Raw genomic sequence first — 24,269 nt, 5'->3', positions numbered from 1 at the left:
CAAGATAAAAGGTTGATTATGTTTGCGACTTGCGGATACTGAACGAATTGTAGCCTAAACGGGAGATTTTAATATGGATACATTAACAGCAAGACTTGAAATAGCAAAATGGCTGGCGCACCCGGCAGAACTTGGAAAAGCGCCGAAAAAGATAGAATTTGTAAAAGAATTTGATGATCCTGAAGGTATACATTGCGGTATATTCAGATTCAAGGCCGGTTTATTATCACCGTGGCGTCTGATCATCTATAGTGATTCAGGCATATTTAGTGAACAGGAAAAATATGATCCTGATCACGATATTGAACAGGCACAAAAACTCATTGATTATTTAAAACAGTACTGGAAGAATACAGCACAGAATATCGAAGAGCGCAAAGAGCGTCAGACAGAAGCAAAACCATTTTGTGCTTTTGTATTAAAGTCTGAGTTGCGCTTTGAACCTGATCTTTTCGAAAAGAATTATCAGAATTTGTGGGGCGAAAATCTTAATAGAGATACATCAGATGAAGAACTGAATGAAGATAAAGCATTTTATTCAGATGGACAAGGCAATAGTATAATACTTGCATATATGCCCTCTAAAGTCCCAAATAACGAGGCAGAGACCAATGCTACATATAATTACTATTGGAAAGAAGCTGTAGCAGTTACTTCATCTCACAAGGCACATCTTATTGTGACAGTAATGGGTAATACAACTGTAAAGAGAAGGGCAATGCTTTATTCTAAAGTTTTATTGGCGCTATGTCAGATAGATGGCAATATAGGTGTATATACCAATGGTGTCGTTTATGAACCTAAAATGGTACTGGGAATGAAAAATGCAGTAAACAAAGATGATCTTCCACTTCCTCTTTTGGTTTGGTCTGGAATTGGAAAGGCACCGAACGGATTTGACGGATGGACAAACGGAATGAAGCAATTCGGCCTTAGTGAAATGGAACTGTTTGATCAACCATATGATTTTCAAGAGATACAGTCATACCTGATTCTTCTCATTGATTACTGCATTAATAATGATATAACATTCCATGACGGCGAGACAGTAGGACTTGCTCCTGGTTTAACCTTAAAAGTAGAGAAGTCAAAAGGTAAGAATGTTGATACTGATGGAGAGACTCTGAAATTAGTGAAGGTGGAAATGTAATAATAGGTTATTTATATTGGAGGCCTGAAGGGTAATGACGGATTATAGCTCTTTTACCATAGAAACTAAGAATTTGATGTTAAAAAAGGCTACGGAGTCAGATTTAGATGACATATATAACAACTTATGGCGACATGAGGAAAGTACAAGATATATGCTCTGGACTGTTACTGATAGTATAGAAAAAGCAAAAGAAAGACTCAGAAAGTCTGTGAAGTTCCAACAGGTCGAAAAGTATGCTTTTTTCGTATATGAAAAGAGATCCGGTAAAGCTATTGGTTTTGCAGGTATGGAAGAGATTAAGCCGGGAGTATATGAGGATACCGGAATTGCTGTAGGCCCTGAATTTGTAGGGAAGGGATATGGTACGGAAATACTGACGGCTTTCATGGATGAGGCTAGAAAATGCGGTGCACATAAGTTTGTCGCATCATGCAGGAAGAAAAATGTTGCATCTCATAAACTTATGATGAAATGCGGCCTTTCTTTTTCTCATGATGAGGATAGAACAGATCCGAGGGATGGTAGTCCGTATGTACTTGAGTTTAATGAGATTGCTTTTGATGAGGAAATGTTATGTTGGAATATCATGTGACTACTGACGTAGAAAAGAGCATAATATCTGACTGGAAATATGCTGGAGATTATTCAATCTATAATAGTATTCCCTATGAAGAGCAACTATCGAACCATTCTGGATTTGGAAATCCATGTAATAACTACTACTCGTTTTATGATGGAACATCTTTGGTAGGATACATAAATCTGAAAGAGAAAGAATCTGATGTAGTACTTGGAGTTGGTGTTCATCCGGATATGTGTGGTAAAGGATATGGGCAGACTATAGTAAAATTGGCCATTGAATTATCAAAAGTTGTTTTTGGAGAAAAACCGATTTATATGGAAGTTAGATCATGGAATACTCGAGCAGTGAAATGCTATGAAAAAGCGGGGTTTCATATAATAGGTGAACCACATAAAAAGACAACGCCTATAGGGGAAGGTTTGTTCTATAGGATGCAGATTTAGAGGAACTGTGTGATGGATATTAAACTTGTTTCTGAAAATGAAATTGACAATGCATTGGACCTTATCCTACGTGTCTTTATGGAGTTTGAAGCTCCTGATTACTCTGGAGAAGGCGTTGACTCTTTTGTAAATGACATAATTAAAAATGATGATTTTAGAAGAGGCTGTCTAACTGGGCGGTTCAAAATGTATGGAGCTTTTGATGGTAAGAAAATTGTTGCAGTAATGACCATGCGAAAGACTTCACATATTATGCTTGCTTTTGTCGATAGGGATTACCAAAGGCAAGGTATTGGAAAGAGGCTGTTTGAGTATATATGCAATGATATAAGGTCAAACAATGACGATATTTATGAAATCACCGTTAACTCGTCTCCTTATGGTGAAAAATTTTATACAAGCCTCAGATTCATAAGAATATCTGAGGAACAAGAAAAGCATGGGATTAAGTATATTCCTATGGTATATAAGTTGAAAGCATTTAATAGGTGAAAAGATTACAGGAACAACATTACTATTTTTAGAAGAAATAAAGAATAAGTTTAATTTGGAATCTATCGGTGCATTTACTTATTCTGATAACCTGGCATCTATTAAAGTGTTGGAAAAATCTGGATTTGATTTGGTAGAGTCTTTTGAGGAAGATGGCAGAGAATCCAAATATTTTCAAAAGTGTCTCTAATATAGACAGTTTTGGAAAAGAAAAAATAATTCAAGTATAACTGGTACAGAGTAATCGGGAGAAAAAAATAATGGGAAAAATAGACCTTATTCCGGTAAAAGAGAATGAACTAGAACTACTACACAAAATGCAGGTAGAAAGCTTCATGCCACTATATGAGAAGTACCATGATGAGTGTAGTCCTGCAATAGAAACTCTTGAAAGAATTAAGAAAAGAGCAGCCATACCTAACAGGCAGTATTATTTCATAATGAAGGACGGCAATAAAGTCGGAGCAATCAACCTTGGTCACAATGATCCTGAAGAAAAACATATTTCTTTTATCAGCCCCATATTCATATTGCCGCAGTACCAGGACCAGGGGATTGGTTACAAAGCCATTCAGGCTGCATTTAAGCTGTACCCGGAAGTTAAGGAATGGATACTTGAAACAATACTTCAGGAGCCGAGAAACTGCCACTTATACGAAAAATGCGGATTCGTAAGATTCGGCCGCGAAGAGGTTGTGAATGATAAAATGACACTGATAACATACAGGCTTGAAAGAAACGCCCCTAGTAAAGAAGGATAAAAACTATGAAAAAAGTATATCTAAAAGAAGCAAACATGGAAGATGTGCAAAAGGAGTACGAGTTTATTACTCAGCTTCCAGAGGACGAAAATGGCTTCACCAATAAGGATTATGGTTGCTCATACGAAGAGTTTGAAAAGAAGATCCTCCCGGGATATATAGATAAATCCAATGGAATAAACCTTTCTCCCGGACATGTTCCCGGAACAGAATACTTCCTGTGGGATGGCGATACGATCGTAGGACTTTTCAGGATCAGGCATCACCTGTGCGAAGCGCTTGCCAATGGCGCCGGCCACATAGGATATGGAATCAGAAAAGAATACCGCGGCAGAGGCTATGCTAACGAAGGCCTGCGCCTGACTATAGAAAAGGCATGGGAGATCATTCCGGAAGACGAGATCTATATGTCGGTTCATAAGGATAATCCTGCCTCTTTGAAAACGCAGCTTAAGAACGGCGCATATATCCATCATGAAGATGACGAGGATTTTTTTACCAGAGTAAAAAGACCTGAGGCAGACCTTAAATTAGTAGAAGCTGAGGACAAATATGCCGATGAGATTAGCGCATACAGACAGGAATTTCTGGACTGCGAAGACCACATGGATGGTTGCGGGTCTCTTAGAAAATATGAGAATCCGCTTGAGTACATTGAGAATTGCAGACAGAGGTCAGCAGCTGATGCTTCATCCAAGATTGGAGGGCAAGCCGTGCAGTTTTTGTGCGTAAGGAAGTCTGATGATCACCTTATCGGAATGATACAGTACAGATACGAAGCTGATCCGAAGTTCCGGATAGGTTATTCGGTTAGGCCTTGCGATAGAGGGCACGGCTATGCCAAGTGGATGCTCAGGCACCTTTTGGCATGGCTTAAACAGCAAGGGATGTCAGAAGTTACTATAGCTTGTGAACCTTCTAACACTGCCAGTGAGCATGTAATTCTTAATTGTGGTGGCAAGCTTGTCGAAAGCTGCACTTATAAAGGAATTGAGCTACTTGTATATTCTTTGGAGATATGATGATGGAATTAGTATTAATCAGGCATGGTGAAAGCTTGGGCAATGCTTTGAAAGGTGAGTCTGCTGTTTATACGGGAAGATGGGACTGCAATTTGACTGAGCGGGGGTATCAGCAAGCGAAATCTCTCATTGGGAACCCGATTCTTGAAAACATAGATGCCTGGTATTCTTCGAATTTGATACGAACAATCGAAACCGCGAAGACTATAACTGACAGAGATATAATTGTAGATCAGCGGCTGCAGGAAAGATCTTTAGGCGAATTTGAAGGTTTGACCATAGAGAGTGTGAAAAAAGATCCTCGTTATATAAAGTATTTTACAGATCCGGAGTTTATGCAGTTTAGAAATAGCTTTACAGTTAAGGCTCCTGGCGGCGAAAACTATGGAGATGTTTGCGAAAGAGTTAGAGACTTTTTACAGGAATTAGCGAGTAAGGACTATAAGAAAGTTGCTATTGTTACTCATCATTGTGTGATTAGATGTATTGTGAAAATTCTCAATAATCTTTCGGAAGAAGAAACATTAAGTTTTAAGGTCAATAACTGCGAGCCTATTAGCGTTCAGCTTAGAGATGATGCATTACATTGATATGCGAAGAAAAAATCAATAATTAGACTACCAAGGAGAAGACAAAACATGAAGAAAAGTATTTACGGAGTTTACAAAGGATCGTTCCTGGTTTCGAAGGCTGAAATCTATATTGGCGAAAAGGAAAATGGCGAAGAGTTTGTTCAGTTTTCACTTCTGGATATTGGACAGATACATGGCGACTTTGATGAGATCAAGAACATCACTGATCAAGAAGCTAATGTAGTCCTGATCAATAGTGGCACTCCATATGACGTGGCAATGGTGCTTAATGGTGATAAGCTTAATATTCATATGGAGCTTAGCGAAGAACTAAAATTTGATTTTGAACTTGATAAAATTTCTGATGAAGCGGATTTTTGCGAATCATATAGCATAATTCCCGAAGAAAATGTTGATTTTCTTAAGGCAAACAATGAATATTCAAGTGATGAGAAGCTTATAGATTATAAATATGAGTTCAATAATCCTGAAGTACTTGCTGAACTTGATAAAAGAGGTTTTGAGAGAGTTAAGGATTCATCTTTTTCGTCTATTTGGAAGCTGTTTACTAAGATGTGCGAACTATTTACACAGAATGGAATGAGCGTATTGAACCCAAAGAAAAGAGGAACAATTGCCAAAATGTTAGAAGCAGACGAGTTTGGCTCATGCACCAACTGTCGCGGCATGTCGATAATTTTTGCAGGGGTACTTAGAGCTAATGGAATCAAGGCATTTTATGAGGGCTTATTTAGCGCGGATTCAGATGATAGAGAATGCCATATAGTTAATGAGGTCTATGTGGAAGAATTTGGAAAATATATCTTGTTTGATGCGTCTTTGTGCTCTGTATATAAGCTTGATGGCAAGTATCTGAACTCAGTTGAATTGAAAGACGCAATCATAAATGGCAGAGCAAATGATGTTGTAGTTGAGCGCTGCAATGATAAGAAAAAACAATCAAATGTTGAAATCCTGTCATATTACAGCAAGAACCTTGTTCACTTTATGCGTTGCATTAACAGCAGTGAATCCACTGATACAACAGAGGATAATACTGTTGTTTTGTCTCCGGTATCAGCAATAGAGGAGTATGGGGATAAAGGAATAATTACTACTGATATTGATAATTATTTTGTGGCATGATTCATGTGAATATTTATTAAGGTTAGGATTGGAATTGACACCTGACACGTTACAAGGTACAATTATATTATGATAAAATCATTTACACATAAAGGACTAAAAGAGTTCTTTGAAACTGGATCAAAAAAAGGAATACAGCCTGATCATGCACCTAAATTAGCCAGAATGCTTGATAGATTGGATGCTAGTACTAGTCCACAAGATATGAATTTGCCTGGATATCGGCTACATCCTCTAAAAGGTGATATGAAAGAAATGTGGTCAGTTACAGTAAATGGAAACTGGCGAATGACATTTTACTTTGAAGGGCAGGATGCCTATCTTGTAGATTATATGGATTATCATTAAGAAAGGAGCATCAAGATGACACGTAAACCAACACACCCAGGATCGGTGTTTTTAGAAGATGTAATGAAACCCTTGAATTTATCAGTAACAGACGCGGCCAAAATGTTAGGTGTTAGCAGAAAAGCACTTTCTGAATTTATAAATGAAAAGACTTCGCTAAGTCCGGAGATGGCACTGCGTATTAGTAAAGCTACAAATACTTCTGCAGAGAGTTGGCTTAACATGCAACTTAAATTGACATTATGGAAGGCAAGCCAACATGAACCAACAAATGTTATTCCATTCCCATTACCTGATGTTATGGAGGAATGAGATTTTATTTGAATTTGCGCGCCAGTCATTATTACAACATTGTAAGATGGCTGGCGCTATTTTTTATTGACCGCTCGCCAATCCCAGTGCTACAATCATTCAGGAAACGAAAACATTGATTTGCTCACGTATGAGCAGAAAGGAGGACAATTATGACATCAAACATGAATACTAATTACGCAACTATATATACAAGAGGCATGGTTGTCCTTAGTCTCATAGGCTGATATTTCTACCAGCTTTTTTCCCACGTATAGACAAGACAGGACGAATATATGACCTCTAACGCTAATCAGAGGTGTTTTTGGAATGCCCAAAACGCCCACGGAGGTTTTATTTTGATACAAATAAACGGAAAATACGCAAACGCCAGGATCATGTGCATAGGAGCCACACCTGGCGAAAATATTGAACAGTACGCCCTCGCGCAGATCCAGAAGATCATCGATAATGAAGTCGCAAAAGGCAGCACCATCTGCGTTATGCCCGACGTACACCCCGGCAAAGTAGGCCCCATAGGACTTACAATGACAATAACAGATGCCGTGAACCCATCCCTCGTCGGTATAGATATCGGCTGCGGAATGACCATGATAAGGCTCGGCAGGATCAAGAAAGAGTACCAGAAACTCGACACCGTCATCAAAGGCAAAATCCCCGCAGGCTTCAAGATAAGGGTCGCCGCCCATAATATGGCCACCCAGTTTGATTTTGAAAGCCTCATCTGCTATAAGCATGTGAGAAAAGAAAAAACGCTCCTTAGCCTTGGAACGCTTGGCGGAGGCAATCACTTCATCGAAATTGACGAAGATGAAAACGGCGACAGCTACCTCATAGTCCACTCCGGTAGCAGACACCTGGGCAAAGAAGTAGCCGAACACTATTCAAAGATCGCCCATCAGCATCTAAAAGATATCGGCAAAGAAGTACCCATAGAACTTGCCTACCTTACAGGCGATAGCCTTAAAGCATACCTTCACGACGTGCAGATCGCCCAGGAATACGCAGATTTAAATCGCCGGATCATGATAAAAGAGATATGCAAAGCCATGAAATGGAAGCCGATTGAGGAAAAGAGCTGCATCCATAACTATATTGATCTGAGGACTGGCACAGCGATCCTTCGAAAAGGCGCTATCTCAGCCAAAGAAAACGAAGACGTCATCATCCCCATCAACATGAAAGATGGCGTAATCCTTGGCAAGGGCAAAGGCAATAAAGAATGGAACTACTCAGCCCCTCACGGAGCGGGAAGAATTTCATCAAGGAAAGAAGTTCTTGATTCTCACACAGTTTCAGAGTTTAAAGCTACTATGAAAGGCATATACTCAACCTGCATCAGTAAAGAAACTCTTGACGAAGCCCCTTTTGCCTACAGAAATATTGACTATATCAAAGAAGCAGTGAAAGACTCTGTGGATATCACGAATATCCTGACTCCTGTCTATAACTACAAGGGAGGTGAAGAGCGATGATAATGCAGATAAGCTCAGGTATGGGACCTATTGAATGCAGAGCCGCCGTAGGTGGCATATTCAGAGCCCTTCAAAAAGAATATCCTGATATCCAGCAGATCACATGTAATAAAGGCGAAGCTGAAGGAATTTACTCTTCAATTATTTTTTCTTCAGATCAGGACCTATCTCATTTGGAGGGAACAATGGAGTGGATCTGTAAGAGTAAATACAGACCTGGTCATAAAAGGAAAAATTGGTTCGTAGATGTAAGCATCATCCCCGAAACAGACGAAGTCTGTGAGAAGATTAGCCCTGATGATGTCACTATCGAAAGCTATAGAAGCGGCGGCCCCGGCGGTCAGCATGTAAACAAGACTGAATCCGGAGTCAGAATAACACACCTGCCAACCGGCATAACCGTAACATCCACTAAAGAACGAAGCCAGTACATGAACAAGCAGGATGCACTTAGAAAGCTCTCTGCAATCCTTAAGAATGCAAATATTGCAAGTAGAGATAGTCAGAAGGCTGTGGCTTGGGCCAAGCACGCACAGATACAGAGAGGGAATCCGGTGAGGATTTATGAAGGAGAGAGGTTTGTGCGCAGGTGAAATCAGACAACAGATGGCAATGGTTTATATACTGCCATCCCCGTAAGCGCGAAGCCTAAATTAATAACAAAAGCGACGATCTAGAATCGTCGCTTTTGTTATAATACTTAATTCTCTGAAACGGGGATCATATTTTCTTGGTCTTCAGCATTCGATCGAACAGTCACACTGCTTCCTCTTTACGTCCGAACCGATTCCCTGTCCAAGTGAAGCATAAGCCACTCTTTCATGAATCAAAAATACGATCTGACACTTTTATTGCTCGTCCAAGTGAAGCGTAAGCCACTCTTTCTTCGCTTATGTCGTACCCGTTTGTATTAAGTAACTTTAATATAACAGATACACGTATTATTGTCAATCAACTTTCGCAAAAAAGATAAATTGTCTGTAAAAACAGTTTTAATAATACAATATACTGCAAATTAAAAGAATTTAATAAAAAATTCTAACACATTGTGTTGATCAAATATTCAAAACACAATATATTGTAGTTGTAATTGTCTGACAATTCACTTTTGTACCAAAAAACGATCATAGAAATATCATATTATATGCATCATAGAACTTTAGTGGTATTTCACCATATGAGCATCCCGCTGATGTTTCATTTTCGGATTATATATGCTAAAATTTATTGGGTTTATCAAACCGACAGGAGGAGACATTTATGGTTTTTTCATCCATGACATTTTTATGGATTTTTTTGCCCATAGTATTTGTGCTAAGTCTGATCGTTCGCAATATTAAAGCTATTAATATAATATTGCTGGTATTTAGTCTTTTGTTCTATGCTTGGGGCGAACCCGCATATTTACTTATATTACTTGCTTCAGTTTTCATGAACTGGGGACTGGGACTTATGATGGAGCGTTATGAAGAGCACAAGAAAGAAGTCCTTGTATTATCACTTATTGGAAACATTGGGATCATAGGATACTTTAAATACTGTAATTTCCTTCTTGGAACCATCGACAGTATTCTTCCTATAACACTTCCTAGATATGATATTTCGCTACCGATCGGAATATCTTTTTTTACGTTTCAGGCTATGAGCTACATAATCGATCTTTACAGGGGAGAGTACAAGGCGCAGAAGAGCCTTATAAACCTAGCTCTGTATATATCTTTTTTCCCTCAGCTTATTGCAGGACCTATTGTTAAGTACAAGGATATAGAAGAGCAGATCCTTGACAGGAATGTATGCCTTGAAAAAAGAGCTACAGGCTTTAGACGCTTTATCTATGGTCTTGGCAAGAAAGTCATAATCTCTAATGTACTGGCTCAGGTTGTTGATACAATCTACGCTATGGATCTTGCGCAGATAAGCGGCGCAATGGCATGGCTTGCTGCAATATGTTATATGCTTGAGATCTATTATGATTTCTCAGGATATTCTGACATGGCTATAGGACTTGGCAGGATGTTTGGCTTTGAATTTCTTGAGAACTTCAATTATCCATATATATCTGCATCAATCAAGGAATTCTGGCGCAGGTGGCATATATCACTTTCATCATGGTTCAGAGATTATCTGTATATTCCTCTTGGAGGTAACAGGAAAGGTATACACAGAACCTATCTTAATCTGATCATCGTGTTTGCTGTCACAGGATTATGGCACGGCGCAAGTTGGACCTTTGTTATATGGGGACTTTATCATGGGTTCTTTTTGATTATCGAAAGGATGGGATTTGGTAAGATATTGTCAAGGTCCAGGATAATTGGAACCATCTATAGCCTTATTGTAGTAGTTATAGGCTGGGTGTTCTTTAGAGCAGATTCTATTCACTTTGCACTTGCCTTTATAAAAAGGATGGTCCTTTTCTTTAACTACGGAGCATCAGGAGCTATCCTTGGTACGATCCTTTCTGCTAAAACTGTGATTATTCTGGTAATAGGCATCATAGCTGCAGGACCATTTCAGAAGCTATTTGAGATCAAGGGCCTTAAGACTATTTCTGCCAAGTGGAAGAATAGCAGTATAGAAGCCATATATTTATTTATAATACTTCTGTATTGTATACTGCTTCTTGCTAACGATACCTACAATCCATTTATTTATTTTAGATTCTAATAAATATACAGAGGTCACTTGATATATGAAAACTATAACTCAGAGAATATATATGGTCATATTGACCATCCTTATACTGATTCCTGTCGTATTATATGCTGTGATCGGTAAATATCTCGATAGCAGTACTGCAGATAAGGAAAATCGTGTCATGACAGAGATGCCGACTCTTGCAAACACACAGATTTCAGAGTTTCCAACACTTTTTGATGCTTATATGAATGATAATCTGCCTTACAAGAATTATCTTGTAACTATTAATAGTATGGCCGATTATTATCTATTCAATACATCTTCATCCGATGATGTAATAGTTGGAGACAAGGGCTGGCTTTTCTATGTAGGACATGAGAACAATGATGAAGATCCACTTGCAGACTATGAAGGAACCAATCTTTACAGCATAGATGAACTTGAGATCATTGCTGAGAATATGACAAATGCAAGAGATTTCCTTGCTTCTCAGGGCAAAGAGTTTGTTGTTACAATTATCCCTAATAAGTCCAGAGTATACAGTGAGTATATGCCTGATATGTGCGGCGATGTAAGTCAGGAATGCAGGCTCAATCAGGTATATCAGTATCTTTCAGAGAACACAGATCTTACGATCGTATCACCTTATAATGATATAGTTTCTTACAAAGAGGCGCATCCTGAAACCCAGTTATATTTTAAATATGATACCCACTGGAATAACTTTGGAGCTTATGTTGCGGCTCAGTCCATATCAAGAGTATGGGGCTTTGAAATGCCGGATCTTGATACTGTAGAGCAGGTCTATGTTGATTCGGATACTTATGATCTTGCAAGAATGATCAACCTTGGAGACTATCTCAAGGAAGATGCTCCTATAGCAACAGCTTACAGCGGACATATGGCCAGAGTTGAGATTCAGTCTGATGGTATGAGCTTTACAGGAACTGTTGATCAGGGAACTGCAGATGCCAGAAAACTCTACATTATAGGAGATTCTTTCTCAGCACTTCTTTTCCCTTATCTTGCATGTCATTTTAACAGTTCTAAATCCGATATGTATTATAACTACAATTATTCTTCATTAGAAAGCTATGACCCTGATGTAGTTGTATTTGAATGTGTTGAGAGATATCTTAACAACATGCTGCATTTTTCCATAGAGAATGGAGTTGTATATTGAGCAGAAATAGCATGGATGCTTTGTTTGGGATGATGAGTCAGGCACTCCTTGACAAAGAACAGGAAGAAAATAAGAAAGTACTCGATGCTCTTGACCATATCGATCTTTATGGGCAATTAGCACAGGCAAGGTCATTAAGATCCAGAACACATACAGATTTTGGAGTTGAGTATGATATCCCTTTTAACTGGACCAGACTCCATGATAAAGAGCCTGACAGTGTAATGTATTATGCCAAGGGAAGTGACGCAAGGCATAGTTTCATGCCGGCTGCAATACGGATCACAAGGAGAAGAGGCGATTACAGGGGGTATGAGAACCTTGACAGGCTGGAAAGACTTGCCACTTATGCAGCTAAGACTTCGGGAGTATATGATTTCAAATATTTAGAAGATGTGACAGTTGGCGGAAGAAAAGGAGTTAAGGCTGTTTGCGAAGATAATAGCTCACCCGGTGAATCTTACGATACCGACATATATTTTTTCTATAAGAGCAAAACAGAAGTTATGGTTTTCTTCTGCATTACTGCAAGGCGGTCAAGACCATATTACAGAAGAGTTTTCAATAAAATTTTATCAAGTATAAGATATATTAGATAATTGCCGATATATTTAGATGACGACGAGTATTAATTTATAAATAATAAACAGAGTTAAATAAAATATGGCTTTTAATAAGGCACAGTATAATTGATAATATGCCTATTCCTTTGTGAAAAATGACGGTTACATTATCACACAATATTTGGTAGGCAGAAAATTCGTTTTAAAAGTTAACCAAATATAAAAGCTTAAATCTTTGTAAAACCTGAATATAGGAAAAAATCTGAAACCCTCTTACAATAATGAATCAAGGGTTTTATAATAAACGGAGTTTGTTGATGCTATCTTTTTATTTGTGTCGTGGAGACGAAACAGTTGCCAGCATGCTGGAACGTATCAATAATGAGGATACTGACGGTATCACTTATGTATGTGATGAAGTCAGTGATCACTGTTTTATCAATGATGATAAATTCGTACATGCGGATAAGATCATCAATTATCACAATGAATACTGGGCTGTACATGCAGTCGGTAAAGATCAGAAGTAATTATCAGTTTTTATAATTAAATTACCCAATATACCAATTGTATTATGATAGGTCATATGTTGTAATACAAATCATTAAATTGGTTAAATACACGGAGGCAGATATGACAGAAACACAAGCAGCAAAAAGCTCCGGAATCGGTGCGATCATCAGAGGGCTTATTGAAGAGCTCATTGGTGAAGATAAGACCGTTATAGAGGTTCCCTTTGGTAACGGATTCTTTAATATCAGTAGCAGTACTGTTACCATGTGGATCATAATGGCAGTTCTAATACTTATATGCATCATTCTGAGTGCCAATCTCAAAGTTTATAACATTTCAAAAAGACAGGCCATTACAGAAAGTATTGTTGTAGGACTTAGAAATCTTGTTGGAGGATTCCTTGGACATACAGCAATTGAATATACTGATTTTCTTGTGGTGACACTTGTTCTTATAGGAGCAAGTAACCTGTCCGGCGTATTTGGGGCAACGCCTCCTACAATGGATCTTAACGTTACCATTGCACTGGCGCTTGTAAGTATAACTATGGTTGAATATGCCGGCATCAAGAAAAGGAAATTTGGAGGCTGGCTCAAATCATTTGCTCAGCCGGTTGCCATCATTACCCCGATGAACATTCTCGAAGTCGGAATCAGACCATTATCACTTTGCATGCGTCTATTTGGTAATGTACTTGGTGCGACCATCATCATGGAGCTTTTAAAGAAAGTCGTTCCTGTTATCGCACCTGCAGTTTTATCAGTTTATTTTGACTTCTTTGACGGACTCCTACAGGCGTATGTATTTATCTTCCTGACAAGTCTTTATATCAAAGAGGCTACAGAATAAAAGAGTCAGTATCTGATATAGTCAGAAAACTACTCGGCAGGCTTTATAGCCTGGCCCGAATTATAAAGGGCAATGCCCCCAAAAGTGGGGTTCACTATAGTCGTAACATATAAGCGGCTTATGACGAAAGGAGAAATTAGTATGGATTTAACAGCACTTGGAGCAGCAATCGCAGCATTCACAGGAATAGGAGCAGGTATTGGTATCGGTATAGCAACAGCAAAAGCAGTTGATGCAGTAGCTCGTCAGCCAGAGGCAAGCAGTAAGATCATGACACTTCTTATCCTGGGTGGCGCTCTTGCTGAGGCAACAGCTATCTACGGTATGATCGTAGCTCTTTTGATCATTTTTGCTTAATAAGGGGACGGGAAAGGAAACGCGAAAATGGAACTATTAAACATTAACGCGAATGTAATCTATAACATAATTAATCTGCTTATACTGGTTGTTGCCTTCCGTATACTTCTTTTCAACAAAGTTGATAAGATCTTTGAGGCGAGAAAAAAAGATGTAGACAATCAGATCAAGGATGCTTCCGATGATAGGATCAAAGCAGCTGATCTTAAGAGAGAATATGAAGATAAGCTTGCTAAGCAGGAAGCAGAGAAAGACAAGGTTATGAGTGAAGCTCGTGAGAAGGGCTACGCTCAGTACAATGAGATCATAACCAATGCTCAGAAAGAGGCAGATACAATTGTCGAGGAAGCCAGAATACATGCCAAAGCTGACGCTGAACGTGAGCGTGCTAAGTATTTGGCTGAGCTTAGTGACGTCGTAATCGATGCCGCTGCTAAAATTGCTGCTAATTCTCATACAGCAGAGAGCGACAGCAGTCTTTACGATGCATTTATTGATAATGCATTTGATAAAGGCAATGACAAGTAATACGACCCAAAGAGCTTTGAGAATTATACCATCATGGAAGATGATGTATTTTCTTAGTCCTGTAAAGTGGACCTTAAGGAGACTAAATGAGTAATTTAAGTGGATTTGGCGGATCCGGCTCACAGTACAAAACTGCAGTCGTAAGATATGCCGGAACACCACCAACACAAGAACAAGTTGAAAATATTAAAAGAATACTTTCTAAGAAGATTGGTATTGATGATATATCAATTACTACTCAGCTCGATCCTTCCATAGGCGGCGGATTTATCATTCGCTGCGGCAACTATGAATATGACTGGAGTGATAAGGGTAGAGCAGAGCAGCTTCGTAATAAGCTTAAGAAGATCAAACACAACGATACCAATCCTTCAAGCAGTGTTGTTTCTATGCTTAGAGGCAATATCGATCTCTTTGATCTGTCTATTGAGAGCAGAGAAGTCGGTAAAGTTTCATGGGTAGGCGATGGTATTGCCCAGGTAGTTGGCATTGACAGAGCTTTCTACGGTGAAATTGTACAGTTTGAAGACGGAACGAAAGGAATGGTACAGGATATAAGACGTGATCACGTTGGTTGTATCCTGTTTGGATCTGACGAAAATATAACCCAGTCAAGTCAGGTTATTCGTACATACAAGGAAGCCGGAATTCCTGTAGGTGATGAACTTATAGGAAGAGTTGTTAATGCTCTTGGCGAACCGCTTGATGGTAAGCCGCCTATCTCTACTAATGAGTATTATCCGGTAGAGCGTCCGGCTCCCGGAATCATAGACAGACAGTCTGTTAATGAGCCTATGGAGACAGGTATCCTTTCTATAGATACTATGTTCCCGATAGGTAGAGGTCAGCGTGAGCTTATCATCGGTGACAGACAGACCGGTAAGACTTCTATTGCAACAGATACTATCATGAACCAGAAGGGCAAAAATGTAATCTGTATCTATGTAGCTATAGGTCAGAAGGCATCTACTGTTGCCCACATAATAAATACACTTACTCAGGCGGGAGCTATGGAGTATACAGTAGTAGTATCATCTACAGCTGCTGACACATCACCTCTTCAGTACATTGCGCCTTATGCAGGTACTGCTATCGGTGAATACTTCATGCAGTCCGGAAGAGATGTTCTTATTGTGTATGATGATCTGTCCAAGCATGCTGTTGCTTACAGAGCACTGTCACTTCTTCTTGAAAGATCCCCCGGACGTGAGGCTTATCCAGGAGATGTATTCTATCTTCATTCAAGACTTCTGGAAAGATCCAGTAAGCTCTCACCTGAAAACGGCGGCGGTTCTATGACAGCGCTTCCTATCATTGAAACTCAGGCAGGTGACGTTTCTGCTTATATCCCGACCAATGTTATCTCTATCACTGATGGTCAGATATTCCTTGAAAGCGACCTGTTCTTCGAAGGCCAGAGACCCGCTGTTAACGTAGGTCTTTCTGTATCACGTGTAGGTTCTGCAGCCCAGACCAAAGCTATGAAGAAGGCAGCCGGATCTATCCGTATCGACCTTGCTCAGTACAGAGAGATGGCCGTATTCACACAGTTCTCATCGGATCTTGATGAGACTACCAAGAAACAGCTTAATCACGGTAAAGTGCTTATGGAGCTTTTGAAACAGCCCCTTGGTCACCCACTTGCTATGTACGAACAGGTTATCACACTTGTTGCAGCTAACAGTGGCAAGTTCGACCGCGTTGAGCCTTGTGATGTCAAGATGGTTCAGGGCAAGCTCCTTGAGTGGTTTGAGCAGAATGAAACTGATGTTATTTCAGAGCTTTCCAACGGCAAAGAGCTTCCTGATGAGCTCCGCAAAGAAATAGAAAAAGCTGTTGATAAGTTCTTTGAAAATAACAAAAAGTATTTAGCACAGTAATTTTTTTCACATTAAAGAGGCAATGATTTGGCTGATATAAAAGAAATACAGGACAGAATCAAAAGTGTCAATGACACCATGAAAATAACGAACGCAATGTATATGATTGCGTCCAATAAGCTCCGTAAAGCCAGAAAAATGCTTGAAGAGACAGAGCCTTACTTTTATGCTGCAAGAGGAATGCTGGACAGAGTTATGCGACATCTTCCGGTTGATTCCAAAGATCCTTTCCTCAATCAGCATGAAGATAAGGATCCTAAAGATGTGATCAGAGGCTATATCGTTATCACTGACGATAAAGGTCTTGCGGGTGCTTATAACCATAACGTCCTAAAACTTGCTGAAGAGCATATTAGACAAGACGGAGATAACTGGAAACTGTACGTGATAGGAGAGATCGGAAGGCAGTATTTTCTTAGAAAAAATATTCCTGTCGATGAAGAGTTTCATTATACAGCTCAGAATCCTACATTATCACGTGCAAGATGGATATCTTCAATGGTGCTTGAGCCTTATCTTGCAGGAGAGCTTGATGAAGTCAATATCATATATACTGCTATGAAGAACAGCCTTGTGTGTGAGACTCACTTTGAAAAGCTTCTTCCCCTTGAAAGACCCAAGAACAACGATGAAATGCTGAAGATGGCCGGTATCACAACTACTTTGGAAGAGTTTTTGATGCTGCCAAGTCCTGAAGCCGTTCTTGATAACATAGTTCCTTCACTGGTAACAGGTTATATATATGGAGCTATGGTTGAGGCGTTCTGTTCAGTACAGAACAGCCGTATGATGGCCATGGATACAGCAAATGACAATGCTAAGCAGATGATACATGAACTATCGATCCAGTATAACAGGCAGAGGCAGGCAAGGATCACTCAGGAGATAACTGAGATCGCAGCCGGTGCCAGAGCCTTAAAGAGAGCTCATGAGCTTCAGGCAAAAATGCGTGAAGCCAATTTACAAGCATTGAAACAACAACAATAGTAGTAGTAAAAGAGGTGCAAAGTGAAAGATGGCAGAATAGTACAGGTCATGGGTCCTGTTGTCGATGTAGAGTTTCAGGATTCTGATCTGCCGCATATCGACGATGCTCTTGAAGTTATTAACAACAATAAAAAATGCGTAATGGAAGTTGCCCAGCACATTGGTGATAATACAGTAAGATGTATTATGCTCGCTGCATCTGAGGGACTTTCCAAGGATATGGTAGTTCATCCTACAGGGGCTCCTATTCAGGTACCTGTTGGTGATGATACTCTTGGAAGACTCTTTAATGTTACAGGCGATACCATTGATAACGGCCCTTCTCTTGAGCATGGAGAGCACTGGTCTATACACAGAGAAGCTCCTCCACTTTCAGAGCAAAGTCCTGTAGTAGAAATCCTTGAGACAGGTATCAAGGTTATCGACCTTCTGGCTCCATATTCAAAAGGTGGTAAAGTCGGACTCTTCGGAGGTGCCGGTGTTGGTAAGACTGTCCTTATTCAGGAACTTATCCAGAACGTTGCATCAGAGCACGGCGGATATTCTATCTTTACAGGTGTAGGAGAACGTAGCCGTGAAGGTAACGACCTCTGGTCTGAAATGAAGGAATCAGGGGTTCTCTCAAAGACAGCCCTGGTATTCGGGCAGATGAATGAGCCACCGGGAGCACGTATGCGTGTTGCTGAGACTGGACTTACAATGGCAGAGTATTTCCGTGATGTTAAGAATCAGGATGTGCTTTTGTTTATAGATAATATCTTCAGATTCATACAGGCAGGTTCTGAGGTTTCGTCACTCCTTGGTCGTATGCCTTCAGCCGTAGGTTATCAGCCGACACTGGCTACAGACCTTGGTTCACTTCAGGAGAGAATCGCATCTACCAAGAACGGTTCTGTTACATCCGTTCAGGCTGTATACGTTCCTGCAGATGACCTTACAGACCCGGCTCCTGCAACAACCTTCGCTCACCTTGATGCGCAGACGGTTCTGTCTCGTAAGATTGTAGAGCAGGGTATCTATCCGGCTGTTGATCCTCTTGAATCATCAAGCCGTATCCTTGAAGCTGATATAGTTGGAGAAAGACACTATAACATAGCACGTAAAGTAACTGAGATGCTTCAGAAGTATAAAGAGCTTCAGGACATCATCGCGATCCTTGGTATGGAAGAACTTGGCGAAGATGATAAGCAGACAGTTTATAGAGCACGTAAGATTCAGAGATTCTTATCTCAGCCTTTCCACGTAGCAGAGCAGTTCACAGGCGTTCAGGGCAAGTATGTAACACTTGACGAGACCATCAAGGGATTCGAAGCTATAGTAGGCGGAGAGATGGACAATTATCCGGAAGCAGCATTCTTCAATGTTGGTAAGATTGATGATGTTGTAGAAAAGGCTAAGTCACTTAGCTGATGTGATTGTTTCTTATCATAGTTTTAGTATATAAACTATAAGAGACAGTATATATGCATTATCCGGTGGTAACAGGAGTTAGATATGGCAGATGTACATACATTTGGCCTGCAGGTCATGTCAATAAACGGCATATTCTTTGACGGAAGAGCTTGTAGTATCACGCTTCCTTGTGTAGATGGTGAGATGGGTATCCAGCCATATCATGAGGAGATGTGGATCGCTATATATACCGGAGAGATCAGGATCACCAAACCTAACGGTGAAGTGGTCGTGGGTGTATGCGGTAACGGCTCTGTTCAGTTTGCTAATAACAGATGCCTCGTACTTGCAGATACCATAGAAAGACCGGAAGACATCGACGTCAACAGAGCCAAAGAAGCACTGGAGATTGCCAAAGAGCGCATGCGCCAGAGGAATTCCATTGCAGAATACAAGATGTCTCAGGCTGCAATGGCCAGAGCACTTTCAAGACTTAAAGCTTCCAAAAAGAAGATCGGTGGCCTTGACTAAAGCGATACTTATAACATAAATGTAAACTGCAAGAATAGTCTTCTGTTCTTGCAGTTTTTTATTGTGGTGAAGTAGCTGTGCTACCACTTGGTCGGTGCAGTAATCTTAAAGCTTTTGGCAGGGCTATGTGACTCCGAGCGGGTAGAATATAAATCAGTGCCACGCTGTTAATTGTTTTATAATTCAGGGACATAGAAATACATCCATGTATTTCTATACATGTCTAGTTACATCCTGTAACAGAGCATGATAGCTGTCGCTTTTCATTCTGGGGGCCAAACTCGCTTCGCTCAAACAGGTGGCCCCCTTGCAGAATGAAAAACTCCATCTATCACGCTCATGAATTTTATAAAACAATTAAAAACGTGGCACTGATTTATATTCTACCCGCTCGGAGCCCCATAACCCTGCCAAAAGCTTTGAGATTACTGCACCGACCAAGTGGAAAGTTTCAGAGATTGTCACAGACAATAATCGAAATATAAAATTATTCTGCAGTTTCTTCCTCGATAGGATCGATCTGACCGGCTTCCTGAGTCGTAACTGTAACGCCGTCACCTTCCGGAATTTCTCCATGAAGTATGGTCACTATGTACTGGATTCTTACAAAAGCCCTCTCGTAGTACTGACTTGCAGTCGATTCTGCATCGGCATTAAACTCCCCATCGTAGGCTTCGTGATAGGATAGTGCTGCCTTGGTCATATTGTCAGCAGCTTCATCTGCAAGCGCCTCTGCTGCCTTGAATTCTTTTGGTACATCATATGATGCCATAAGACTGAAATCTTCATTGAGCTTGTCTATATAAGTTAGAAGCTGAGAAGGTGCATCATCCGCATTAGGATCGATACTGTTCATAGCATCATTGCAACTTGAAACTTCTGTAAAAAAAGACTCCATATTAGTCTTATATACAGCAAGCTCATCATTTTTGCTGCAAGCACAAATATTAACACTAACAATAGATAATACTAAAAACATTAAAACTTTATTTCTGATATTCTTCAATTCTAATTCCTCTCGGTTTCTAAACTCAGATTAGTGACATAGTATTATATGACCCGCAAAACATGAGCAAAGTAGCACGTAGTGCGGATTTGCGAATGTTTTAGGATTGTGAGAGTTTCGAAGAAACGGAACAATCCGTTAGTCATAAGGTGTCAAAAGGATCTTTTGACACCTACCTCATTATATAAGTTTACGCCATATATAATTAGACATACGTAATAAGTATACGAACTGAGTTTGTTAATTAGTAAATAAACCACAGAACTAATTCTAATACGTAAGCTCTGAAAGAGCAATGAAAAAAGCCCTATTATGCATATGTCCTATATAAAACGAAAACATCTTGTATATACTCCCATTGGAGAGTATATACAAGTTATCTTACTATATAAGATTTCTGGTAATAAATATAATATATACTAAAAGAATATATTTTATAGCGTTAAGCTTTATTCAGAACAGTTTTTAATTGTACATAGTACATGAGTCTTCCTCAGAATTGCGGATTTTAAAATATAATCATAAGCCGATTTTGAAAAATATCCTGATTATTCTTAGGGACTTAGGAGCTGCAGTATAGCATGTCCACGGAAGCGGATAAGTCCCTTAGAATAATCAGGATATTTTTCACATGAGGCTTATGATTATATTTTAAAATCCGCAATTCGTCGCATGAACCTCTGTCGTAACAAACTTTGCAGTTGTAGTTTATAAGCGCTTGTGATAGGATAATACCAATATCGTAAATTAACGCAGTAAAGCGTTTTGGATAGGAGGCATTTTTGACTAGGCAAGAGTTTTTAGATTTATTTAAAGATAATCATCCTGTTTTTCTTGACGGTGCAACAGGCACCAATCTCATGAAAGCCGGCATGCCCGCAGGTGTATGTCCTGAGGACTGGATTCTTAAGCACCGCGATGTCATGATAGATCTTCAGAGAAGATATGCTCTTTCAGGAAGTGATATAGTCTATGCTCCCACATTCACAGCATCAAGGATCAAATTAAAAGAATATGGACTTGAAGATAAGCTTGTAGAGATGAATACTGCGCTCGTACAGCTGTCCAAAGAAGCAGTAGAAGGTAAAGCTCTTGTAGCAGGCAATATCACAATGACAGGCCGCCAGCTTCAGCCTGTAGGCGATCTGTCTTTTGAGGAACTGATAGATGTATATAAAGAACAGATCAAAGTATTAGATGAAGCAGGAGTGGATCTTCTGGTTGTAGAGACTATGATGAGCCTTCAGGAGTGCAGGGCAGCAATGATCGCTGCCAAGGAAGTGTCTGATCTTCCTGTTATGGTCACTCTTACATTTGAAGGCGATGGCAAGACTCTTTATGGTACAACACCGGAATGCGCTGCAGTGGTGCTGGAGTCCCTTGGAGCAGTCGCTGTTGGTGCTAACTGTTCTACCGGTCCTGACAAGATGGCTGCTGTTATTAAGAAGATGGCAGAAGTTACAACTATACCTATTATAGCTAAGCCCAATGCCGGCATGCCATCTGTTGTAGACGGACAGACCATATATGATATGAAGCCTTCTGAATTTGCCACAGATATGGAACTTCTTTTAAATAGCGGAGCCAGTATTATAGGCGGATGCTGCGGATCAAGTCCTGATTTTATCAAAGCGCTAAAAGATAAGTTTGCTGACTTTGATCTTAGTAGTGCAAGGGACTTAGAAGGCAATCTTTTAAAGAGAGGCGATAAGAATATAAGGCGTCTTACTTCCGAAAGAGAGCTTCTTTCTTTTTCCTTAAATGATCCCTTTATGATAGTAGGTGAGAGAATCAATCCTACCGGTAAGAAGAAGCTTCAGGCCCAGCTTCGTGAAGGCTCACTTGATATGGTCTGCGACTTTACAGCTCAGCAGGAAGAGGACGGCGCTGCTATCCTGGATGTTAATGTAGGTATGAGCGGAATCGATGAGCATGAGATGATGATGAAGGTACTTTCGGAAGTAACTCAGCTTACATCTCTTCCTATATGCATCGATTCAAGTAATGTAGATGTTATGGAAGAAGCTCTTAGATGGTATCCCGGAAGAGCACTCATTAATTCTATATCTCTAGAAGAGGGCAAGGCCGAAAGATGTCTTCCTCTTGCCAAGAAATACGGAGCGATGTTCATACTCCTTCCTGTTGGCAGAGACGGAATTCCTACAACTATTGAAGAGAAGATAGCTAACATCAAAGAACTCACAGATATGGCATTGTCATACGGGCTTACCAAATCAGATATAGTTGTTGACGGTCTTGTAGCTACTGTTGGTGCAGATCCCGAAGCTGCTATTAAGACGCTTGAAACTATACAGTGGTGCTATGAGAACGGCTATGCAACCATTTGCGGACTTTCCAATATATCATTTGGACTTCCTCAGAGGAGTTTTATAAATACAGCATTTCTGACTATGGCAATTGACAGAGGCCTTACAATGGCGATCTCTAATCCGTCTCAGGAACTTCTTGTCAATGCAGCATTTGCATCAGACCTTCTTAAGCATAAAGAAGAATCTGACCTTAGATATATAAATAGAATGCAGCGATATGACGGCGATGCCGGTAAATTATCATCAAGCATATCTACAGGAGCAGGTAAGCAATCTCAGGATGCTCTCGGCTCAACTGAAGCCCAGAGCGATGATCCTGTTAAGCGTAGTATGGACATACTTTATAAAGATGTCTTGTCTGGCAATAAAAGGAAGATTGAAAAAAATACCCAGTCAGCGATTGAAGCAGGATGCGATCCGTCCAAGATTCTAAATGATGTACTTATGCCGGCTATCAATGATGTTGGCGCTAAGTTTGACAAGGGTACTTATTTCCTCCCGCAGCTTATAGCAAGTGCTGAAGCTATGAAGATGTCTATAGCAGTACTGGAACCTCTTCTTAAACAAAGTGGAGCAGGGCAGGAACCCAAAGGCACGATTATAATAGCAACCGTGCATGGCGATGTTCATGATATAGGCAAGAACCTTGTATCTCTTATGCTTGGTAACTGCGGATATAGGGTCATAGACCTGGGCAAAGATGTTGAGTCAGAGCTCATCATAGATACTGCCATTAAAGAAAATGCCGGAGTGATAGCTCTTAGTGCACTTATGACGACTACTATGGTCGAGATGAAGACTGTCATAGAACTTGCCAAAGAAAAAGGATGTAAAGCCAAGATCATAATAGGAGGCGCCTGCGTTACAGAAGATTATGCCAAAGAGATTGGGGCTGACGGATATTCGCCTGATGCTGCAGACTGTGTGAGAGTTGTAAATGAACTTATTGGACAATCCTGAATTTTTTTGAATGACGTTTAATATAGACTAAAATTTGACGATAAATAGTTTTAACTAGATAAATATAATCAATTGTTTTGATATATAATTGGTACATAGAAATACATCCATGTATTTCTGAGAATGTACTAGATACATCCTGTATCCGTACATAGAAATACATCCATGTATTTCTGAGAATGTACTAGATACATCCTGTATCCGTACATAGAAATACATCCCTGTATTTCTATACATGTACTA

The 24,269-nt window shown here is 39.9% G+C and carries 25 protein-coding genes; 24 read left to right on the top strand and 1 reads right to left on the bottom strand.

Translation table 11 applies throughout. The features are described 5' to 3' along the window. The first annotated feature begins 73 nt into the window (after positions 1–73). From I7804_RS12260 to atpC, 23 genes are all read left to right on the top strand, one after another. Entirely contained in the window at positions 74–1,150 is a 1,077-nt protein-coding gene (locus I7804_RS12260; protein WP_248403711.1) for a DUF4261 domain-containing protein, read from the top strand. A 34-nt stretch (positions 1,151–1,184) separates the two neighbouring features. After that, complete coding sequence (locus tag I7804_RS12255) at positions 1,185–1,745, top strand: GNAT family N-acetyltransferase (protein WP_248403710.1); 561 nt, start codon at positions 1,185–1,187, stop codon at positions 1,743–1,745. Beyond that, entirely contained in the window at positions 1,727–2,179 is a 453-nt protein-coding gene (locus I7804_RS12250; RefSeq protein ID WP_248403709.1) for a GNAT family N-acetyltransferase, read from the top strand. Before I7804_RS12255 ends, I7804_RS12250 begins: the two co-directional genes overlap by 19 nt. A gap of 12 nt (positions 2,180–2,191) precedes the next feature. Further along, positions 2,192–2,671, top strand: coding sequence for a GNAT family N-acetyltransferase (locus I7804_RS12245; RefSeq protein WP_248403708.1), 480 nt, complete (start codon positions 2,192–2,194; stop codon positions 2,669–2,671). 260 nt (positions 2,672–2,931) lie between these two features. Continuing rightward, complete coding sequence (locus I7804_RS12240) at positions 2,932–3,432, top strand: GNAT family N-acetyltransferase (protein ID WP_248403707.1); 501 nt, start codon at positions 2,932–2,934, stop codon at positions 3,430–3,432. Positions 3,433–3,437: 5 nt separating this feature from the next. Beyond that, positions 3,438–4,454 (top strand): GNAT family N-acetyltransferase, encoded by a 1,017-nt coding sequence (locus tag I7804_RS12235; protein WP_248403706.1) that lies wholly within the window; start codon positions 3,438–3,440, stop codon positions 4,452–4,454. Between the two features lie 2 nt (positions 4,455–4,456). After that, positions 4,457–5,044, top strand: coding sequence for a histidine phosphatase family protein (locus I7804_RS12230; protein ID WP_248403705.1), 588 nt, complete (start codon positions 4,457–4,459; stop codon positions 5,042–5,044). 48 nt (positions 5,045–5,092) lie between these two features. Continuing rightward, positions 5,093–6,172, top strand: coding sequence for a transglutaminase-like domain-containing protein (locus I7804_RS12225; RefSeq protein ID WP_248403704.1), 1,080 nt, complete (start codon positions 5,093–5,095; stop codon positions 6,170–6,172). A 69-nt stretch (positions 6,173–6,241) separates the two neighbouring features. Further along, the gene (locus tag I7804_RS12220) at positions 6,242–6,520 is read left to right on the top strand and encodes a type II toxin-antitoxin system RelE/ParE family toxin (protein WP_022752804.1); all 279 of its coding nucleotides are present in this window, start codon (positions 6,242–6,244) and stop codon (positions 6,518–6,520) included. Between the two features lie 15 nt (positions 6,521–6,535). Next, complete coding sequence (locus I7804_RS12215; RefSeq protein ID WP_022752803.1) at positions 6,536–6,832, top strand: HigA family addiction module antitoxin; 297 nt, start codon at positions 6,536–6,538, stop codon at positions 6,830–6,832. A 377-nt stretch (positions 6,833–7,209) separates the two neighbouring features. Next, on the top strand, positions 7,210–8,307 hold the full coding sequence (locus I7804_RS12210; RefSeq protein WP_248405971.1) for an RtcB family protein: 1,098 nt from the start codon (positions 7,210–7,212) through the stop codon (positions 8,305–8,307). After that, entirely contained in the window at positions 8,304–8,900 is a 597-nt protein-coding gene (gene prfH, locus I7804_RS12205) for a peptide chain release factor H (RefSeq protein WP_248403703.1), read from the top strand. The genes I7804_RS12210 and prfH overlap by 4 nt, the downstream gene beginning before the upstream one ends. Before the next feature lie 667 nt (positions 8,901–9,567). Next, positions 9,568–10,974: an MBOAT family O-acyltransferase gene (locus I7804_RS12200; RefSeq protein ID WP_248403702.1), complete on the top strand. Its 1,407-nt coding sequence runs from the start codon at positions 9,568–9,570 to the stop codon at positions 10,972–10,974. A 25-nt stretch (positions 10,975–10,999) separates the two neighbouring features. After that, a complete protein-coding gene (locus I7804_RS12195) occupies positions 11,000–12,130 on the top strand; it encodes an alginate O-acetyltransferase AlgX-related protein (protein WP_022752799.1) in 1,131 nt (376 codons plus the stop codon). Continuing rightward, on the top strand, positions 12,127–12,729 hold the full coding sequence (locus I7804_RS12190) for a hypothetical protein (protein ID WP_248403701.1): 603 nt from the start codon (positions 12,127–12,129) through the stop codon (positions 12,727–12,729). The genes I7804_RS12195 and I7804_RS12190 overlap by 4 nt, the downstream gene beginning before the upstream one ends. A 326-nt stretch (positions 12,730–13,055) precedes the next feature. After that, on the top strand, positions 13,056–13,223 hold the full coding sequence (locus I7804_RS12185) for a hypothetical protein (RefSeq protein ID WP_248403700.1): 168 nt from the start codon (positions 13,056–13,058) through the stop codon (positions 13,221–13,223). Positions 13,224–13,326: 103 nt separating this feature from the next. Beyond that, positions 13,327–14,055, top strand: a complete 729-nt coding sequence (locus I7804_RS12180; protein ID WP_248403699.1) for a F0F1 ATP synthase subunit A — start codon at positions 13,327–13,329, stop codon at positions 14,053–14,055. Positions 14,056–14,196: 141 nt separating this feature from the next. After that, positions 14,197–14,412 (top strand): ATP synthase F0 subunit C, encoded by a 216-nt coding sequence (gene atpE / locus I7804_RS12175; protein ID WP_022752795.1) that lies wholly within the window; start codon positions 14,197–14,199, stop codon positions 14,410–14,412. Between the two features lie 27 nt (positions 14,413–14,439). Beyond that, positions 14,440–14,940, top strand: a complete 501-nt coding sequence (locus I7804_RS12170; protein WP_027215642.1) for an ATP synthase F0 subunit B — start codon at positions 14,440–14,442, stop codon at positions 14,938–14,940. 86 nt (positions 14,941–15,026) lie between these two features. After that, the gene (gene atpA, locus I7804_RS12165) at positions 15,027–16,820 is read left to right on the top strand and encodes a F0F1 ATP synthase subunit alpha (protein WP_248403698.1); all 1,794 of its coding nucleotides are present in this window, start codon (positions 15,027–15,029) and stop codon (positions 16,818–16,820) included. Positions 16,821–16,847: 27 nt separating this feature from the next. Beyond that, on the top strand, positions 16,848–17,807 hold the full coding sequence (gene atpG / locus I7804_RS12160) for an ATP synthase F1 subunit gamma (RefSeq protein WP_092042600.1): 960 nt from the start codon (positions 16,848–16,850) through the stop codon (positions 17,805–17,807). 21 nt (positions 17,808–17,828) lie between these two features. Next, positions 17,829–19,217, top strand: coding sequence for a F0F1 ATP synthase subunit beta (gene atpD, locus I7804_RS12155; RefSeq protein WP_027204240.1), 1,389 nt, complete (start codon positions 17,829–17,831; stop codon positions 19,215–19,217). 84 nt (positions 19,218–19,301) lie between these two features. Beyond that, positions 19,302–19,730: an ATP synthase F1 subunit epsilon gene (gene atpC, locus I7804_RS12150; RefSeq protein ID WP_248403697.1), complete on the top strand. Its 429-nt coding sequence runs from the start codon at positions 19,302–19,304 to the stop codon at positions 19,728–19,730. Positions 19,731–20,217: 487 nt separating this feature from the next. Here atpC and I7804_RS12145 read toward each other — a convergent pair whose 3' ends face one another. Continuing rightward, positions 20,218–20,709, bottom strand: a complete 492-nt coding sequence (locus I7804_RS12145; protein WP_248403696.1) for a hypothetical protein — start codon at positions 20,707–20,709, stop codon at positions 20,218–20,220. 809 nt (positions 20,710–21,518) lie between these two features. On the opposite strand from I7804_RS12145, the gene I7804_RS12140 reads away from it, so the two are divergent. Next, positions 21,519–24,026 carry a homocysteine S-methyltransferase family protein gene (locus tag I7804_RS12140; RefSeq protein WP_248403695.1) on the top strand — a complete coding sequence of 836 codons (2,508 nt, stop codon included), beginning with the start codon at positions 21,519–21,521 and terminating at the stop codon, positions 24,024–24,026. Positions 24,027–24,269 lie beyond the last annotated feature (243 nt).

It is taken from the genome of Butyrivibrio fibrisolvens (genome assembly GCF_023206215.1).
Taxonomy (GTDB): Bacteria; Bacillota; Clostridia; order Lachnospirales; family Lachnospiraceae; genus Butyrivibrio; species Butyrivibrio fibrisolvens_C.
Note: the sequence above shows the minus strand (reverse complement) of the source record. Positions and strands in the feature narration are given on the sequence as shown.

Excerpts from the sequence above, each read along its gene's own strand:
- I7804_RS12260 (WP_248403711.1), top strand. The coding sequence starts at position 74 with ATGGATACATTAACAGCAAGACTTGAAATAGCAAAATGGCTGGCGCAC.
- I7804_RS12255 (WP_248403710.1), top strand. The coding sequence starts at position 1,185 with ATGACGGATTATAGCTCTTTTACCATAGAAACTAAGAATTTGATGTTA.
- I7804_RS12250 (WP_248403709.1), top strand. The coding sequence starts at position 1,727 with ATGTTGGAATATCATGTGACTACTGACGTAGAAAAGAGCATAATATCT.
- I7804_RS12245 (WP_248403708.1), top strand. The coding sequence starts at position 2,192 with ATGGATATTAAACTTGTTTCTGAAAATGAAATTGACAATGCATTGGAC.
- I7804_RS12240 (WP_248403707.1), top strand. The coding sequence starts at position 2,932 with ATGGGAAAAATAGACCTTATTCCGGTAAAAGAGAATGAACTAGAACTA.
- I7804_RS12235 (WP_248403706.1), top strand. The coding sequence starts at position 3,438 with ATGAAAAAAGTATATCTAAAAGAAGCAAACATGGAAGATGTGCAAAAG.
- I7804_RS12230 (WP_248403705.1), top strand. The coding sequence starts at position 4,457 with ATGGAATTAGTATTAATCAGGCATGGTGAAAGCTTGGGCAATGCTTTG.
- I7804_RS12225 (WP_248403704.1), top strand. The coding sequence starts at position 5,093 with ATGAAGAAAAGTATTTACGGAGTTTACAAAGGATCGTTCCTGGTTTCG.
- I7804_RS12220 (WP_022752804.1), top strand. The coding sequence starts at position 6,242 with ATGATAAAATCATTTACACATAAAGGACTAAAAGAGTTCTTTGAAACT.
- I7804_RS12215 (WP_022752803.1), top strand. The coding sequence starts at position 6,536 with ATGACACGTAAACCAACACACCCAGGATCGGTGTTTTTAGAAGATGTA.
- I7804_RS12210 (WP_248405971.1), top strand. The coding sequence starts at position 7,210 with ATGTGCATAGGAGCCACACCTGGCGAAAATATTGAACAGTACGCCCTC.
- prfH (WP_248403703.1), top strand. The coding sequence starts at position 8,304 with ATGATAATGCAGATAAGCTCAGGTATGGGACCTATTGAATGCAGAGCC.
- I7804_RS12200 (WP_248403702.1), top strand. The coding sequence starts at position 9,568 with ATGGTTTTTTCATCCATGACATTTTTATGGATTTTTTTGCCCATAGTA.
- I7804_RS12195 (WP_022752799.1), top strand. The coding sequence starts at position 11,000 with ATGAAAACTATAACTCAGAGAATATATATGGTCATATTGACCATCCTT.
- I7804_RS12185 (WP_248403700.1), top strand. The coding sequence starts at position 13,056 with ATGCTGGAACGTATCAATAATGAGGATACTGACGGTATCACTTATGTA.
- I7804_RS12180 (WP_248403699.1), top strand. The coding sequence starts at position 13,327 with ATGACAGAAACACAAGCAGCAAAAAGCTCCGGAATCGGTGCGATCATC.
- atpE (WP_022752795.1), top strand. The coding sequence starts at position 14,197 with ATGGATTTAACAGCACTTGGAGCAGCAATCGCAGCATTCACAGGAATA.
- I7804_RS12170 (WP_027215642.1), top strand. The coding sequence starts at position 14,440 with ATGGAACTATTAAACATTAACGCGAATGTAATCTATAACATAATTAAT.
- atpA (WP_248403698.1), top strand. The coding sequence starts at position 15,027 with ATGAGTAATTTAAGTGGATTTGGCGGATCCGGCTCACAGTACAAAACT.
- atpC (WP_248403697.1), top strand. The coding sequence starts at position 19,302 with ATGGCAGATGTACATACATTTGGCCTGCAGGTCATGTCAATAAACGGC.
- I7804_RS12145 (WP_248403696.1), bottom strand. The coding sequence starts at position 20,709 with ATGTTTTTAGTATTATCTATTGTTAGTGTTAATATTTGTGCTTGCAGC.